Genomic DNA, 16483 nt, shown 5'->3' with positions numbered 1-16483 from the left:
CTTTAATCCTTGTTCTAAGTTAAATTGTTCTTTCAATTAATATTTGATAAGATTTCAACAACTCATCACGATAATATTTATATGAAACAGTTACTTGCTTTTATCATAATGATTTTAAGCCTTAATTGCTATGCTATGGCACCCAAACTCAATTGGGATCAGGCTGTTGACCGAGCAATAAAACGCTATGGATTACGAGTTGAACCTCAACTTAAATCTTATTTTTCCAAAGCTGGAGTGAGTTATCCTCCAAACGATATCGCTTTGCTTGCTTTCAAATCAGAAAGAAAAGTTGAGCTCTGGGCTAAAAACTCCAATAAAGTTTGGAAACATATTCATGACTATCCTTTAACCGGCTTTAGTGGTCGGTTGGGACCTAAGTTACGTGAAAATGACAAACAAATTCCTGAAGGTGTTTATAGACTGGTTAATTTTAATCCCTTTAGCAGCATGCATTTATCAATGATGATTAATTATCCCAACAATTTCGATAGAGAAAAAGGTTATCAAGATGGGAGAAGAAATCTAGGTAATAATATTTTTATTCATGGGAAAAATTTATCTGTTGGCTGTTTGGCTGTAGGCGATCTTGCAATAGATCAACTTTTTATTTTAGCACGTCGTGTTGGCTTAAGTAATATTCAGGTAATTATCGCACCCAATGATTTGCGCAAAAACAAACCATCAACATCTACTTTTGCTCAACCCAGATGGCTTCCTGAGCTGTATAAACACATTGGAGAATCGCTGAAACCATTCGGTAAGAGTGAATATACAGCTTAAGAATCAGTTTAATAGCTTGGGCTCAGTGGATTCCGGGCTTAACAACCAAAATGCCCGGATCCAATAGCTGACCCCAGTCTAGGCTATTAGCAATTATTCTTTAGGCAAAGAAGCTAAAAACTCAGTTACCTCTTTTGGTGTTAATTCGTAATGCTGTCCCCGTGACAAATATCTTGGCATAGCCAATACGCCATAACGAATACGAATCAAGCGACTCACTTCCAAACCTTGTGATTCCCATAAGCGCCGTACTTCCCTATTACGACCTTCATTTAAAGTTACATGATACCAAGAGTTCGCGCCCTCTCCGCCTCGGAACTCCAAACGAGTAAATTTAGCAACCCCATCTTCTAACTCAACACCCTTTTGAAGATTATTTAAAGCTTCAGGACTAATTTGACCATGAACTCTAACCGCATACTCTCTTTCTAGTCCATATTTTGGATGCATTAATTGATTGGCTAAATCACCATTATTGGTAAAGATAAGTAAACCTGATGTATTCAAATCCAAGCGTCCTACCTGAACCCAACGCCCCTGCCGTAAGCGAGGTAGATGATCAAATACTGTTTTTTCAAATTTAGGATCATGGCGACTTGAGATTTCACCTACAGGTTTGTGATAAAGCAGAATACGTATATTTTGCCTTACTTTAAGTGGATTAGGGATCAGTTTCCCTTTTACCGTAATTTTATCGTCAGCACTTGCTGAATCACCTACTTTTGTAGGTTTTCCATTAACTTGGACCCAACCATTTTCTATCCAACGTTCCATTTCACGTCGAGAACCAAGGCCTGCCTGGCTTAGTATTTTTTGTAACCTTTCGCTGCTCATTCAGTTATATGCTCTTCATTAGGATTATGTAGGGTCAATGCTTCCGTAACCTCGGGTAAGGTTGGAAGTTCATTTAAATATTTTAAATTAAAGTAATTTAAAAACTCTCTTGTAGTTGTATATACAGCGGGTTTACCCGCAACATTTTTATAACCAGAAATACGAATCCATTCTCTTTCCAACAATGTCTTTATTATTTGACTGCTTACTGCCACACCACGTATATCTTCTATATCTGCTCGTGTTACTGGTTGCTTATAAGCAATAATCGCTAAAGTTTCAAGTAAAGCTCGGGAATATTTAGTTGGTTTTTCAATTTGCATGCGTGCAATCCAGTTACTATATTCTTTCTTAGTCTGTATGGTAAAGCCTGTTGCAACTTGAACAATCTCAAATGATCGAGAAACAAAGTCTTCCTTTAAGTCATTTATAATTATTCCCAAATGCTCTTTAGTAGGTCTTTGCCATTCATCAAAAACCTCTAATAGTCTATCTAGAGAGATTGGTTCATTAGCACTTAAAAGTATTGCCTCAACTATGTTTTTTAGTTCTTTTTCGTCCATCTTATGCTGCTCGTAAATGTATTGGCGAAAATGCTTCATTTTGGGTAATTACAATGAGCGACTGTCTTGCTAGTTCTAAAATAGCCAGCAGTGAAACAACTAACCCAATTCGCCCCTCTTTAATAGAAAATAATTGATTAAACTCCAAAACATTGTGCTCCTGGAGTAGTGACAAAATGTTACTCATGCGTTCACGCACAGACAGCGCTTCCCGAGAGACCTGATGATGGCTTGTGTGCTCTTCTCGTTGCAACAATGTTTCCATGGCTTCAACTAAATCCTCAAGAGTAACTTCGGGATGAACTATTATTCGCTCAAATTCAGAAGGACTCACTTGAATAATGAAATGATCCCGTTCTTGCCGAGGAAGTGCATCAAGAAATTCCGCTGCAATTTTAATTTGCTCATATGCTTGAAGTTTCCGTACTAGACTCATACGAGGATCTTCTTCATCATCCTCTTCATTTCCAGCTGGTGACGGTAATAACAGTCGCGATTTAATTTCTGCAAGCATTGCCGCCATTAATAAATAATCAGCAGCTAATTCCAAACGCCTACATTCCATCAATTGAATATAGTGCAAATATTGCTTTGTAATACTTACAATCGGAATATCCAATATGTCAATATTCTGTTTGCGAATGAGATATAAAAGCAAATCGAGGGGGCCGCTAAAGGAGTCTAATAGTACCTCAAGTGCATCTGGAGGAATAAATAAATCATCAGGAAGCTCCGTAAGCTCCTTGCCAGCAACAACTGCTTTTATTTCCGATTTGCTTGATAGTTCAATATCCATGCTAATAACTCATTCTTATTAGGTTCTTCACAGATATACCTTCAAAGACTGAACACACATTTATAACCATCGTGAGGATAAAATAATGTAAAACCCAGACGATACAATGTTTCATCCAGGTTTGATTTTCAAAGGTTCGCATACAACAACCGAGCATTAATAATCGAGTCCCATAACTTCTCGGACTGTACCCAAATTTTTACAAGCCACTTCTCTCGCTGACTCACTTCCTTCCGAAACAATTCGTTTTACTGAACTTAAATCAGATTCATATTCGGCAATTGATTCCTGGATGGGTTGTAACTCTTTGTTAATCGCGTCGACAATCGGTCTTTTACATTCAATACAACCAATTCCAGCGGTACGGCATCCTTTTTGTACCCAACCTCTAACTTCATCATTTGAATAAATTTTATGGAATTGCCAAACTGGACATTTTTCTGGTTCACCCGGATCAGTTCGTTTGACACGGGCAGGATCAGTTGGCATTGTTAGTATCTTTTTCTCAACCTGCTCAGGCGGTTCTCTGAGCATTATAGTATTATGATAAGACTTAGACATTTTTTGTCCGTCAAGACCAGGCATTTTTGCAGTTTCTGTAAGTAATGGATAAGGTTCAGGTAGAATAATTTTACCACTACCTTCTATATAACCTAATAGACGCTCTTTATCACCGATAGATAAACTAGGTTGGTCTTCTAAAAGGGCTTGTGCTGTCTTAATCGCTTCGTGATTTCCGTGCTCTTGAAACTGTCGACGTAATTCACTATAATATTTACCGTTCTTTTTCCCCATTTTCTTAATTGCTTCGGCTGCTAATTCTTCAAAATTAGGTTCCTTACCATAAATATGATTAAACCTACGTGCAATTTCTCTGGTAAGTTCGATATGTGAAACCTGATCTTCGCCAACAGGAACATAATCGGCATGATAAATCAGTACGTCAGCACTTTGTAAAAGGGGATAGCCTAAAAAACCATACGTTGATAAGTCTTTTTCTTTTAATTTTTCTTGCTGATCTTTAAAGCTGGGTACTCGCTCTAACCACCCCAAAGGAGTAATCATAGATAAAAGGAGGTGCAGTTCTGCATGCTCAGGAACCCAGGATTGAATAAATATTCGCGACAAGCCAGGATTTACTCCGCAAGCCAGCCAATCCACAATCATATCCCACAAATGTTGCTCTATAAAACCAGGTTCATCATATTGCGTTGTTAAACCATGCCAATCAGCTGCAAAAAAGAAGCAATCATATTGATGTTGTAATTTAATCCAATTTTTTATTACACCATGATAGTGACCAAGATGTAATCTGCCACTAACTCTCATTCCAGAAACAACTCGTTTATTGGAACTAAATAATGCTGACATCAATATCCTCTTTATAAATAAATTAATTACCTAAAGGGTTCAGGATCACCTTTGCCTTCTCTTATTATCACTGGATAATCGCCAGTTAAATCAACTACTGTTGTAGGCTCCTGCCCACAATGACCACCATCAATAACCAAATCTGTTTGCTCTCCCAAAATATCGCGGATCGCTTCAGGTTCACTCAATGGGGCTTTAGCACCAGGAAGAATTAGAGTAGTGCTCATTAAAGGAGCCTCAAGACATTCCAACAATGCAAGTGTAATATTGTTATCTGGAACACGTAATCCAAGAGTTTTTCTTTTTGGATGTAACATTAAACGGGGCACTTCATGTGTTGCATTAAGAATAAAAGTATAAGCACCAGGTGTGAATGCTTTCAATAATCGGAATATAGGATTAGATACTCTGGCATAAGTACCAAGCTGAGATAAATCACGACAAACAAGAGTCATATTATGATTTTTGTCCAATTGCCGTAATCGTCTAATACGTTCAAGTGCCGCTTTATTACCTAATCCACAACCCAAGGCATAGCCTGAGTCTGTAGGGTAAACAATTAACCCACCTTCCTCAATAATATTCACCGCCTTCCTCAACAAACGAGCTTGAGGATTATCAGGATGTAACGCAAAAAACTGACTCATAAAGTCCCCTGTTAAATGTTCCATTCATGCCAAATAGGTGTACAGTTTACTGGTAGTTTTTTTTGTCTTCCGAGGTTCACTCGCGAAGCAATATCGCTATGATAATCTGAACCAGAAGAAGCCAACAAATGGAATCTTAGGCATGTAGCGGCCATTTCATTCACTTCTGTTACTGTCATTTCACCTGAAACCACTTCTATTCCTACACCACCAGTCTCTTTAAATTCGCTAATTAACTCATGCAATTTGGAACGCGTCAATCCGTATTTAAGTGGATGAGCGATAACTGCCTGCCCATCTGCAGCAATAATACCCTCTACGGCTTCCTGAATAGTAATCCAGGGAGTGGGAACATAAGCAAATTTACCTCGACCCAAAAACCGTTTAAATGCTGCACCAAGATCATGAGCTTTACCCTCATTAACAAGAAGCCGTGCGAAATGGGGTCTTCCAACTCGATTATGACCGGCTATTTCACTTGCCTTTAAATAAGCATCTGAAATACCGAGTGAAGCTAATGCTTCTCCCATTTGTTGAGCACGCGCTATCCTGCTTTGGTTTTGTCGTTCAATCAGTTCAAGAAAGTCTGAGGTATGCTTAATTTGGTAACCTAGAATGTGTAACTCATGCTTTTTCCATCGGACACTAAATTCGATACCATTAATTATTTTTATAGATGTTGAAGAAGCTGCTTGCAACAATTCGGTATAGCCGGCAACAGTATCATGATCTGTAAGCGACAGACACCTAATTTCTTGGTTGTTTGCTTTTTGTATTAATTCTGTTGGACTTAAAGCGCCATCAGAAAAATTGCTATGACAATGAAGATCGATCATGAATTAGTGTTAATATCAAAAAAAATGATTGTAGCATAAATCTTGCAGAAGATGAGCTTTCTGCACTATTCTTGTGTGCCTATAAATCCTTGCACGGTCAAAAAGTATAATAAATACTATACTCATAATATATATTACTTTATTGAGGAAAACCAAAAAATAATGATTCATAATGTTCATCATGTTAAATTATGTCGAAAATCAATCGCAGCACGAAATAATAAACAAGCTGATTTTCTTGATGCAATTGACCGTTCCGACATAACCTTTGCTGTCGGTCCTGCTGGAACTGGGAAAACTTATTTGGCTGTTTCTAAAGCCATACAATGTTTTGAAAAAGGTGAGGTCCAAAGGTTGATTTTTGTAAGGCCAGCAGTCGAAGCTGGTGAAAAATTAGGGTTTCTTCCTGGAGATTTAGTAGAAAAAGTCCTTCCGTATTTAAGGCCCATTTATGATGCACTCTATGAAATGATAGGTTTTAAAGAAACGCAAAAGCTAATTCAAACAGATATTATCGAAGTTTTACCATTAGCATTCATGCGCGGCAGAACTTTAAATGAGTCATTTATTATTCTTGATGAAGCACAAAACACAACCATTATGCAAATGAAAATGTTTTTAACGCGTATAGGTTTTGGCTCAAAAGCCGTAGTAACCGGGGATATGACCCAAGTTGATTTACCAAAAGGTATTGATTCCGGACTCGCCCATGCAGTAGGATTATTCAAAAAAATACCGGAAATTAGTATTCATACTTTCACAAGTCGTGAAGTAGTGCGACATCCGTTAGTATCTAAAATTGTTGATTGCTATGATCATGCATCAACAGGAAAAAAATAAATGAGTTATTTTATCGATATTCAAAATGCAACTGATGAGCCGCTACCTGTTAGTGAAGAAGAATTAACACGTTTGGCATCACTGGCTCTAAGGGATTATCAAAAAGAAGCTGAACTCACTGTTCGTTTGGTTACAGAAGAAGAGATGATCCACTTAAACTATACATACAGAAAGCAAAATAAAACCACCAATGTATTGGCATTCCCCAGTGCCTTACCGCCTGAAATTCAATTGGAATGCCCGCTACTAGGCGATGTTATCATTTGTCCACAAGTCTTGTTAGAAGAAAGCAAGCAACTTAAAAAAAATTTAGACTCGCATTGGGCATTGATTGTGATTCATGGAATCTTGCATTTATTGGGCTATGATCATATTAGTGATGATGAAGCAGTCATAATGCAAGCTATTGAAATTAAATTATTAGCTGAACTCGGATTTTCTAATCCTTATGACGCAGAGGGTAATGAACTTGAATAAAGAGGAAGATAGCAGCACATGGTTCGCACGGTTTAAACAGTTTTTACAAGGAGAACCCCAAAATCAAGAAGAGCTTGTAAGTTTATTAAGAGACGCACAAATTCGTTCGCTTATCAGTGCTGAAACTTTAGCAATGATCGAAGGGGCAATTTCTTTCTCCAAAATGCGTGTTCGCGACATCATGTTGCCAAAGAATCAGATGGTTTGCATTAAGCAAGATGATGAATTCTGCGATATTATTAAAACAGTAACCCAAACTGGCCATTCAAGATTCCCGGTAATTGCCGGAGATTCAGATGAAGTCATTGGGATATTGCATGCAAAAGATTTATTACGCTATCAATCTACTAACCTTGACACCTTTAATTTGCTCGATATTTGTCGGCAAGTTACTTTTGTTCCTGAAAGTAGACGCTTAGACAGCTTGCTCAGTGAGTTCCGCAGTAACAAGAATCACATGGCTATTGTTGTAGACGAATATGGCGAAGTTTCAGGCTTTGTCACTATTGAAGACATTATCGAACAGATAATTGGCGATATAGAAGATGAATTCGATATCGATGAAGATGCCTACATTAAAGTACATGAAGACGGACACTATATTGTAAAAGCCCATATGCCTATTGATGAGTTCAATGAACAACTTAAAGCAGATTTTAGTAATGAATTTTATGATACAATAGGTGGTATTGTAATGAATAGTTTTGGTCGTTTACCTTCACGAGGGGAAACCATTACGATTGATTCTTTTGAGTTTAGAATTATTAATGCGGACGCAAGAAGAATCAAGTTGATGGAATGTATTGATAAACGCAAGGCATAATGAAGTATGAATGGTAATATTCTCATAATTGATGACGATATAGAGCTCACTGATTTATTAACCCAATATCTGGAACCTGAGGGTTTCCATGCTATTTGTGTTCATGACGGTGAAAGCGGAGTGAAAAAAGCCTTAAATCAGGCTTTTGATGCTATTATTCTTGATGTCATGTTACCTAAACTAAACGGTTTTGAAGTATTAAAAGCGATTCGTGAACATTTGGATACCCCAGTCCTTATGTTAACTGCCCGAGGTGATGATATAGATCGTATCGTAGGTCTGGAAATAGGTGCAGACGATTATTTACCCAAACCATGTAATCCACGTGAGTTGGTAGCTCGTTTACGGGCAATTTTACGACGTACTCAAAAAATTCCCACATCAAGACCTATCATAGAACAACATAATATTGTAGTTGACTGTTCTAAGCGTCATGTAACTTTGGCCGGAAATTATCTTGAACTCACAAATGCTGAATTTAATATTTTAGAGATGCTTATTAAATCACCAGGACAAGCATTTTCAAAAGAAGAACTTACTGAATATGCTCTAGGCATAAAATACACCGCATATGATCGTAGTATTGATGTTCATATTAGTAACTTGAGGAATAAATTAGGTGATAACCCGCAAGGTGAACCTATAGTCAAGACCGTACGCGGATTTGGATATATGTTTAATGCGTAGTTTATATTGGAAAATTTTTATTTCATTTTGGTTAGCCACAATACTTATTATTTTCACTACCGCCTGGGTAATCAGTCATATTGTACAAAAATCATCATTGCCTGCCCAAGAACAATTATTTATGGACAGCTATGCCAATGCGGCAGTTGCAACTTATGAGTCAGGAAGACAAACTGCATTATTAAAATGGCTCAATAAAATTGGTATTTCACGCCATATGTCAATTTACCTGTTAACCAGTACTGGTGAAATCATTGGAACCCAGGCTGCACCAGAAAATGTGAAGAGGGTTGCAGAAAATTTGCTCCAGGATCAGCTGAGCGAAGGTATTTTAAAATCAGGGAAACTCATTGTTAGCCATGAAATTTTATCCACTTCAGGAAAATTTTACCGTCTTGCTGCCGTGAGTGAAAAGCCTATCTATCATTTTGTCGGAGTTCCCTGGGCTGGCCTAGCCATCCGTCTCGCTTTAGCAACATTTATTAGTGGTCTTATCTGTTATTTATTATCACGATATCTAACTCAACCCTTACGGTCTTTGGGAATGGCAGCCAAATCAATTGCTACTGGAAAGTTAAATACACGTGTTGGTCGTTTAAGAGGTCATCATAATGACGAAATTGCCCAATTAAGCCACGAATTTGATCGTATGGCCGAACAACTGGAAACATTAGTCAGTTCAAAAGAAAGATTGTTACAAGATATTTCACATGAATTACGCTCCCCTCTCGCTCGATTGCAAATTGCTATTGAATTAGGACGCAATAAAACACTTCATTTGGCAGACACTGAGTTTAATCGTATGGAACTTGAATGCTCCAGGTTAAATGCTTTAATCACTGAGGTGTTGGAATTTGCTCGTTTGGAAAAATCAACAACTGATCTTAATTTAAACGAAATTGATCTTTCTGATCTTTTATTCGGCATCATTAATGATGCCAATTATGAAGTTGGAGAAGAAACGCCTCGTGTAAAAGCAGGAATAATTGAGGCGTGCCGCTTGTTAATCGATGAACGCCTGATTCACAGAGCAATAGAAAATGTAGTTCGCAATGCCCTCCATTACTCACCTGCCAGCGAAAAAATTATTGTTACATTACAATATGATGAAACTAAAGAATATATATATATTGATATCAGTGATAAAGGTCCAGGAGTACCTGAAAGTCAGCTAGATAGAATTTTTAATCCATTTTATCGTGTGGACACATCAAGAACAAAAAAAACAGGTGGGTATGGTTTGGGATTAGCTATCGCATTTCGTGCAATTCAATTACATCATGGTGAAATTACAGCTTCAAATAAGCCTGATGGAGGGTTACTTGTACGAATTATTCTTCATTCAACACCTCAAATCAAAAATAAAGCATCTGAATTGAATTCAGTTACAGAAACTTAACTAAATAATCTCTTATAAAGCAGAACTGTTATTCTCTGTCTAATTAAGGTACAATATGCCGGGTAATAGAAGCATTAGGATCACTTTTACATGACCATAGCCCAGAAATTAGATAAAGCAAGTGGTGTCTTTTTCTTCACTGGCTTTTTGCTTTCAAAGCTCCAGTATATTCCTTTCCCGCTCGCATCAGCTATTTTCAGATTCGTTTCGTTGGGAATCTATTCATTTGCATATCTTTCTTGGCTTACAGCGTCCCTTCTCCACCCAGACCATCCAGTCAATTACCGTAAATGGTACGGTTTTGCGCAAATTAAAGAACAGTTCCTTTTGTCCTCATTTGTAGGGTTAACCGCAACAATAATCAGTGTCGCTGCAGTTTTTATACCTGCGCTATTTCCTCCAGCAGCTTGGCTCTTCCTGATTGGTAATGCAATATGGGCAATTGGAGAATATCATAAACTTAAAAATCCACCAAAAAATGATCCTAACTACTCATCGACGCGACAAAAAAGCTACGTAGCTTATGCGGCAACATCAATGTCTATAAGCCTGGTTGCCGCGATTTCGGCTACCCTTATATTTTTTTTTCCGCCCATGGCAATACCAATTACTATTTTTTCTCTGATTATTTGTGCAGGACTTGGTGCATTGGCATTTGAATTTTGGCTAAATTGCACTTTTGGAAATCATAAACCAGACCAAATTCCAGGAAGTTACACAGAAATGAGCGATAGCTTAGGGCCTTCAATTTCAGAAGAGCCCTCTAACTCACCAGAACCTGGTTTCTTCAACTGTTTATTTCCCAAACTCTCTACTTCCAATACTATTGAATTACCTGATATTAAAGAAAATCAAGCGGAGCATAGTCTTCAGCGCAAGACTCTTTTATAATTGACTCCCTTCAGTTTTAATTGAGCTTTATTATGGATCAAACAATTGCGAACATGATTTCAAAGGCACAGAAGGCACTTGCCTATTCTTACTCACCCTACTCTAAATTTAGCGTGGCCTGTTGTATTTGTACCGACAAAGATAATTTATATACAGGCGTCAATGTAGAAAACAGCTCTTATGGGTTGGCAGTGTGTGCAGAAACCTCAGCAATTTCTGCCATGGTTTCTGCAGGCGAGCAACGTATTAAAAGTATGGTTGTATTGGCAGGAACAAATTTATTATGTTCACCCTGCGGGGCATGCAGGCAAAGAGTTTATGAATTTTCAACACCTGATACCTTGATCCATCTATGTGATAAAAATTCAATATTACATAGCTTAAAGATTAATGAACTACTACCCTTGGCTTTTAAACTTGATTTTAAACCTTAGGCCCTGTTGACATTTCACTAGCATGAGCCAAAATGGCCAGACTTTTTTGAGCGCTAATGCGCAGAAAATCAGGACGGTTTGGCCAACATTGTAGAAATGGAAACAGCCTCTAACTAATAGGAAAATTTTTATGACAGATACCCCACTAAAGCAGAGCTATGCCCATTTAGCGGCAAATTATATTAAAAAATTATATCCTTCATTTAAACCAACAATAGGTGTGGTATTGGGGTCTGGTCTAGGTAAATTTGCTGAGGAATTACAAGATTCGACTCGAATCAGTTATGAAGAACTTCCAGGGTTCCCCAAAATAACAGTTCAAGGTCACGGCGGTAATTTAATTTTTGGGTATTGGAATAATGTAGGTGTAGTATGTTTACAAGGTCGAGCTCATACATATGAAGGTTTGGAAAATTATGAAACAGTTAAAACCTACATTCGTACTTTAAAGCTCTTAGGATGCAATTATTTCATTGCCACTAATGCATCAGGCTCATTAAGAGAAGATGTTGGTCCCGGTGAATTGATGCTTATTTCCGATCATATTAATTTGCAACCCAGTAATCCTCTAATTGGCCCTAACGATGATAAGTTTGGTCCAAGATTTTATCCTTTAGATAATGCATATGATAAAGAAATGCGTTTTGATTTATTATCCATTGCTGTCAAAAACTCAATCCGCCTCACAGAAGGAGTTTATATATCTGTACTTGGGCCGCATTATGAAACAGCTGCTGAAATCAGAGCATTTAAACTTTGGGGAGCCGATGCTGTAGGGATGTCTACAGTGCCAGAGGTATTGGTAGCAAATCATTGTGGTATGCATGTAGCAGTTATTGCTATGATTACCAACTATGCTACCGGCTTTTCAAAAACAGCTCACAGCCATGAATCGGTGATTGCGATGGCAGAAAGTGCCGCAGAAAAACTTAATTTGATACTAAAACAATACATTGCGAGTTTAAAGTGAGTTTAGAAATCCATTTTAATGAAGTTATGGATGCATTGCTTGGCAGTTACTCTAAGAGTAGCATTACCGCTAAGCAACTCATTCACACCATTGATCTAACCCTATTGGATGAATATGCGACTGTTGAATTACTAAACCAATTAAAATACAGTGCCAATCAAAACCAGGTTGCTGCACTATGTGTTTATCTGCAGCATCTCAGTCAATTCTCTTCGCAAAATTCCATTGACTTAGCTACAGTGATTAATTTTCCGCAAGGAATTGAAGAGTTGGCTGATTCAATTGCATCTATAGAAAAAGCGATTCAATTGGGTGCTGCAGAAATTGACTATGTCTTTCCTTATGTTCTTTATCTGCAGGGACAAAAGGAAAAAGCTTTAAATCAATGTCAGGTTATTACGCAATTATGCAAACAACAAAAACTTGTTTTAAAAATTATTTTAGAAACAGGCTCTTTTCCTGATATGGAAACAATTTACAACACAAGCAAACAGTTAATTGAGTTAGGATGCGATTTCATTAAAACCTCCACAGGTAAAACCCAATCAGGAGCATCTTTATCGGCAGTATTTGCAATTTTATGCGCTATTCGCGAGATGAATACATATTGTGGGATCAAGATTTCAGGAGGCATTAGAAAACCGCAGTACGCCTATAATTATGCAAGACTCGCAGAGTTGATGCTCGACAAGCAAATTAATAAGAGCTGGTTTCGAATTGGTGCCAGCAGTTTATTGGAAGAACTGTTAAAAATAAATTAATTCTCGGTTATACTGCGCAAGGCTAGTAAAATTAATGTTAATGTGCCCCAGATAATTACCTTTTTGCTGAAAGATACTATCTAGTAGGCATATTATTCCGTTCATGTTCCTAACTGGAGTTTAAGCCCTATGAATCGAAAAAACTTATTTAAGTCCCTTTTAGTATTACTCTTTGGTTTTATTTTACTCAGCTGTAACAAAACATTGCCTCCAGGCGAGTATGACTCAGCTGAAGTAGGTAAAGTAAAAAAAGTAATTCCAGGCACGATAATTTCAAAACGGCCTGTGAATTTGCGTCGAAGCATGAGCAATATTACTAAAAACACAAGCAATAGTTTTGATGATAATGGCTACAGTCAATCTCATGGCGTTGAGTATGTGATTAGATTAAATTCAGGCGGAATTATTTCTGTAGTCCAGGCGGAAGATCTGAAGCTAAAAACGAAGCAAAAAATTCTCGTAATCTATGGAAAAAACACACGTGTTGTTGCAGATAATGGTAGCGAAGCCTATTAAAGCCGAAAGTCAAATAGAGTGTATTAACAATCCCCACTACGTACCGCGACTTGTTTGCGGTATACGTGGATATTAGTCATCCATAAATATATTCGTAAGTATGAAGTGGATCATGCCCTAACACGGGTACTGATGCTTCCTTAAAGGCGCCACGGTAACCATGCATAATTCCAAGTAAATAACTCATTGAAATATAATTGTTTTCATATACTTGTCTCTTAACCCCAACAAAATGTTACTTAGTTTTATTATTGCCCACCACTCGCCAAAATACTTTTTATATGAAGCGTTGAATAAATAGCTACAAGGTCGATCTATTAATCCAAACAAAAAACTAAAATTTTTAGGTTTTAATATCATTATTATGATGAGTTCTATGATATTTTTTATCAACAAGTATTATTTCTTGCAGAAACTTAAATAGTACGGGTACTTTGTTTGAGGGAGAGTGCACATATTTATGGTTCAAAAATGCTGTTCGAATAAATATAAAATAAATAATTATCTCGAACGTGGAGAGATATATTTTATATCCTAATAGAAAAGAAAAAAAATCATAAAACAATATGATAACAACCGTTGATTTAATTGTCATATTCAATATTGACTTATATGTATTATTACCTCTTAAATGAGGTTGATTGTGATGTTAATGAGTTTCTTATTTCACTCCAATAATCTGTGAATCAATTATCCAATGCAAACAGGTAAAAAACATGTCTACAATGAAAAAACACTTAAAAATCTTTAAATACATCATCAACAACAATCCTTGTGAGTACAATATCCATTTTTATAGATACGAAGCTTTATGATTTTTATAAATTTTGAGCAATTAATTTATTCTTTTATGGAACTTTGGAAAACTACCACGAACGAAGAACAAATCGGCTCATCATCTGCTTACAACAGCTAGCCACATTAATGTACCGTAATACACGCTAATAACAAAAGCCTTAAAACACTCTTGAGGGATTCTTTTATTAATCAACTTTTGTTGGTAAATCAAGACGATTCCTGCCATAAACCAAAAAATATAAAACAATAAACTTATGTGATTCATCAATGCCCAACATAGCCACAAACTATGAAGTAAAGCTTGTAACAAACCAATAATCATTCGATCGTAACTGGCAAAATAAATTGCAGTAGATTTCACACCGATTCGCAAATCATCTGCTTTATCGGCCATGGCATACATCGTGTCATAAACAAGAATCCAGGAAAAATTGATTAAAAATAATAAGCAAAACTCACTATTTAAGGGAAGATTTGAGGCAACATAAGCCATAGGAATTCCCATGGAGAACGCTAAACCCAGGATGAGTTGGGGGGCATCTAGAAACCGCTTACAAAACGGATATAAAAAAGAAATAAATAATGCGATTAATCCGAAATAAAAACAATTTCGGGGTAACTGAATTAATATTAATAATGCAGCAAAAAGCAAAATTATTAATAAAAGAAAGGCTTCTGGCAAAGTAACTTCACCAGAAGTTAATGGCCTAAATTTAGTGCGTACGACGTGTTTATCGATATTCCGATCTGCTATATCATTTATCACGCACCCTGCGGCACGCATGAATACAGTGCCACATATAAAAAGGATTAAAAGTCTAAGTGTCGGCATTCCTTTATTCGCTAACCATAAAGCCCATGCTGTTGGAAACCAGAGCAATAAAATTCCCACCGGCTTATCAAAACGCATTAGCCGCCAATATGCATTCCATTTCATGAGTTAACACTCTCAAGTTCAGGTAACATAATTTCAGCTAGATAAAATGACTCGTTTTGCTGAAATATAAACTCTGCAAGCCGAACCCAAAGTACGCCATCTACAGAGCCCAAATTTCTCTTTACCCAATAATATTCCAAACATTGTTGATCAATTGGGTAATTGATTGACTGAACACGATACACTTTATCTTCATTAAAGATTAAGTTTTTTATTGATTCATTTTCCAAACGACCAAAAAAAGCAGGATCAAGATCATAACATTTCTTTGGAATAATACTTCGAGCGTACCAATAAGCAACATTGTGGCTTTTCATAACAATTTCACGTTGAAAAACCAACCTCTCTTCAATTTGCAAAAAGCTTTTATCCCACCAGTCCGTATTCGTCCAACATTGGGAAATCAGCTCAACTTGCGCATCACCTTTAATTTGTTGTAGTTTATCAGTTAATGAGTCTTGATAATTAAGCCACTCTTTGAGCGTCTCAGAACTCTGTGCATTTATTGTATAAATAGAATGAGTATTAATAGGCATGGATTTAGTACTATTACAAAAATATATTCAGCAAGATCTTACAAAATTAACGAAGCAGCGACAAGTTATTGCTAATTCTTATTCTACCAAGTCGATTTAATATGATAATAAACTGCTCATGGGTATTTTTATTAATTAAAATAAAACGTCCATAACTAATTGCCTGCCCTGGATAAGTTGAGAATACAATCTTATTTGTTGCACTTACCCCTTCCCAATTCAACTCCCAACGAGGATGGCTCCATTGCCATTGATATATTGGTTCAATTGTATTTGTTTCTTTATTTAAAAAACTCAAAATCATCCCTTTTGACCAACTGCATGTAGCATCTATTGGCGCAAGATATACAGAGTTTCCAAGGATAATAGCCTGCATCTTGGCATACTGTATTGCCGTACGCAGTTCATCAATGAGGGCTTTCTGTTCATTTTTTCTCATAAAATAGGTATATGAGCCAATGCCAACCATAGATAAACCTAAAAACAATGACATGGTTATCACTAATTCAAGCAGCGTAAACCCTTTTACTTTCATAAATAAAACTTATTTCCTATTTACTTCCTGTTTGCGAGATACAAAATAA

Annotated in this window: 20 protein-coding genes; 11 read left to right on the top strand and 9 right to left on the bottom strand. The window is 36.8% G+C overall.

All coding sequences use genetic code 11. The features are described 5' to 3' along the window. Window positions 1-81 precede the first annotated feature (81 nt). The gene (locus Lpar_RS12700) at window positions 82-783 is read left to right on the top strand and encodes a L,D-transpeptidase family protein (RefSeq protein WP_337589240.1); all 702 of its coding nucleotides are present in this window, start codon (window positions 82-84) and stop codon (window positions 781-783) included. Window positions 784-876: 93 nt separating this feature from the next. Here Lpar_RS12700 and rluB read toward each other — a convergent pair whose 3' ends face one another. The 6 genes from rluB to Lpar_RS12670 all read right to left on the bottom strand — a co-directional run bounded on the left by rluB (window position 877) and on the right by Lpar_RS12670 (window position 5830). Continuing rightward, window positions 877-1617 carry a 23S rRNA pseudouridine(2605) synthase RluB gene (rluB, locus tag Lpar_RS12695; protein WP_058518270.1) on the bottom strand — a complete coding sequence of 247 codons (741 nt, stop codon included), beginning with the start codon at window positions 1615-1617 and terminating at the stop codon, window positions 877-879. Further along, window positions 1614-2180: an SMC-Scp complex subunit ScpB gene (scpB, locus tag Lpar_RS12690; RefSeq protein WP_058518269.1), complete on the bottom strand. Its 567-nt coding sequence runs from the start codon at window positions 2178-2180 to the stop codon at window positions 1614-1616. Before scpB ends, rluB begins: the two co-directional genes overlap by 4 nt. Window position 2181: 1 nt before the next feature. Then, window positions 2182-2976: a segregation and condensation protein A gene (locus Lpar_RS12685; protein WP_058518268.1), complete on the bottom strand. Its 795-nt coding sequence runs from the start codon at window positions 2974-2976 to the stop codon at window positions 2182-2184. Window positions 2977-3132: 156 nt separating this feature from the next. Continuing rightward, window positions 3133-4347 carry a tryptophan--tRNA ligase gene (locus tag Lpar_RS12680; protein ID WP_058518267.1) on the bottom strand — a complete coding sequence of 405 codons (1215 nt, stop codon included), beginning with the start codon at window positions 4345-4347 and terminating at the stop codon, window positions 3133-3135. Window positions 4348-4373: 26 nt separating this feature from the next. Continuing rightward, window positions 4374-4994, bottom strand: coding sequence for an L-threonylcarbamoyladenylate synthase (locus tag Lpar_RS12675; RefSeq protein WP_058518266.1), 621 nt, complete (start codon window positions 4992-4994; stop codon window positions 4374-4376). A gap of 11 nt (window positions 4995-5005) precedes the next feature. Beyond that, on the bottom strand, window positions 5006-5830 hold the full coding sequence (locus tag Lpar_RS12670; protein ID WP_058518265.1) for a PHP domain-containing protein: 825 nt from the start codon (window positions 5828-5830) through the stop codon (window positions 5006-5008). 162 nt (window positions 5831-5992) lie between these two features. On the opposite strand from Lpar_RS12670, the gene Lpar_RS12665 reads away from it, so the two are divergent. The 10 genes from Lpar_RS12665 to Lpar_RS12620 all read left to right on the top strand — a co-directional run bounded on the left by Lpar_RS12665 (window position 5993) and on the right by Lpar_RS12620 (window position 13628). Next, entirely contained in the window at window positions 5993-6670 is a 678-nt protein-coding gene (locus Lpar_RS12665; RefSeq protein ID WP_115341238.1) for a PhoH family protein, read from the top strand. Then, window positions 6671-7147: an rRNA maturation RNase YbeY gene (gene ybeY, locus Lpar_RS12660; RefSeq protein WP_058518264.1), complete on the top strand. Its 477-nt coding sequence runs from the start codon at window positions 6671-6673 to the stop codon at window positions 7145-7147. Further along, complete coding sequence (locus Lpar_RS12655) at window positions 7134-7970, top strand: HlyC/CorC family transporter (protein WP_237759410.1); 837 nt, start codon at window positions 7134-7136, stop codon at window positions 7968-7970. Before ybeY ends, Lpar_RS12655 begins: the two co-directional genes overlap by 14 nt. Before the next feature lie 6 nt (window positions 7971-7976). Continuing rightward, window positions 7977-8657 carry a two-component system response regulator CpxR gene (gene cpxR / locus Lpar_RS12650; protein ID WP_058518263.1) on the top strand — a complete coding sequence of 227 codons (681 nt, stop codon included), beginning with the start codon at window positions 7977-7979 and terminating at the stop codon, window positions 8655-8657. Beyond that, the gene (gene cpxA, locus Lpar_RS12645; protein WP_058518262.1) at window positions 8650-10056 is read left to right on the top strand and encodes a two-component system sensor histidine kinase CpxA; all 1407 of its coding nucleotides are present in this window, start codon (window positions 8650-8652) and stop codon (window positions 10054-10056) included. Before cpxR ends, cpxA begins: the two co-directional genes overlap by 8 nt. Window positions 10057-10146: 90 nt before the next feature. Further along, window positions 10147-10947 carry a hypothetical protein gene (locus tag Lpar_RS12640; protein WP_058518261.1) on the top strand — a complete coding sequence of 267 codons (801 nt, stop codon included), beginning with the start codon at window positions 10147-10149 and terminating at the stop codon, window positions 10945-10947. Between the two features lie 32 nt (window positions 10948-10979). Then, entirely contained in the window at window positions 10980-11381 is a 402-nt protein-coding gene (gene cdd, locus Lpar_RS12635; RefSeq protein ID WP_058518260.1) for a cytidine deaminase, read from the top strand. Window positions 11382-11511: 130 nt separating this feature from the next. Further along, window positions 11512-12351: a purine-nucleoside phosphorylase gene (locus Lpar_RS12630; protein ID WP_058518259.1), complete on the top strand. Its 840-nt coding sequence runs from the start codon at window positions 11512-11514 to the stop codon at window positions 12349-12351. After that, window positions 12348-13112 (top strand): deoxyribose-phosphate aldolase, encoded by a 765-nt coding sequence (locus Lpar_RS12625; RefSeq protein ID WP_058518258.1) that lies wholly within the window; start codon window positions 12348-12350, stop codon window positions 13110-13112. The genes Lpar_RS12630 and Lpar_RS12625 overlap by 4 nt, the downstream gene beginning before the upstream one ends. Before the next feature lie 129 nt (window positions 13113-13241). Beyond that, window positions 13242-13628 carry a hypothetical protein gene (locus Lpar_RS12620; RefSeq protein WP_058518257.1) on the top strand — a complete coding sequence of 129 codons (387 nt, stop codon included), beginning with the start codon at window positions 13242-13244 and terminating at the stop codon, window positions 13626-13628. An 895-nt stretch (window positions 13629-14523) separates the two neighbouring features. On the opposite strand, the gene ubiA is transcribed toward Lpar_RS12620, so the two are convergent. Genes ubiA through Lpar_RS12605 form a run of 3 tightly spaced genes read right to left on the bottom strand, consistent with a single transcriptional unit; the run spans window position 14524 to window position 16434 of the window. Beyond that, the gene (gene ubiA / locus Lpar_RS12615) at window positions 14524-15363 is read right to left on the bottom strand and encodes a 4-hydroxybenzoate octaprenyltransferase (RefSeq protein WP_082650384.1); all 840 of its coding nucleotides are present in this window, start codon (window positions 15361-15363) and stop codon (window positions 14524-14526) included. Continuing rightward, on the bottom strand, window positions 15360-15899 hold the full coding sequence (locus Lpar_RS12610; RefSeq protein WP_058518256.1) for a chorismate--pyruvate lyase family protein: 540 nt from the start codon (window positions 15897-15899) through the stop codon (window positions 15360-15362). The genes ubiA and Lpar_RS12610 overlap by 4 nt, the downstream gene beginning before the upstream one ends. A gap of 46 nt (window positions 15900-15945) precedes the next feature. Next, entirely contained in the window at window positions 15946-16434 is a 489-nt protein-coding gene (locus Lpar_RS12605; RefSeq protein ID WP_058518255.1) for a GspH/FimT family pseudopilin, read from the bottom strand. Window positions 16435-16483: the final 49 nt, after the last annotated feature.

It is taken from the genome of Legionella parisiensis, assembly GCF_001467945.1.
GTDB classification, from domain to species: domain Bacteria; phylum Pseudomonadota; class Gammaproteobacteria; order Legionellales; family Legionellaceae; genus Legionella; species Legionella parisiensis.
This window is presented reverse-complemented; position numbering and strand designations above follow the sequence as displayed.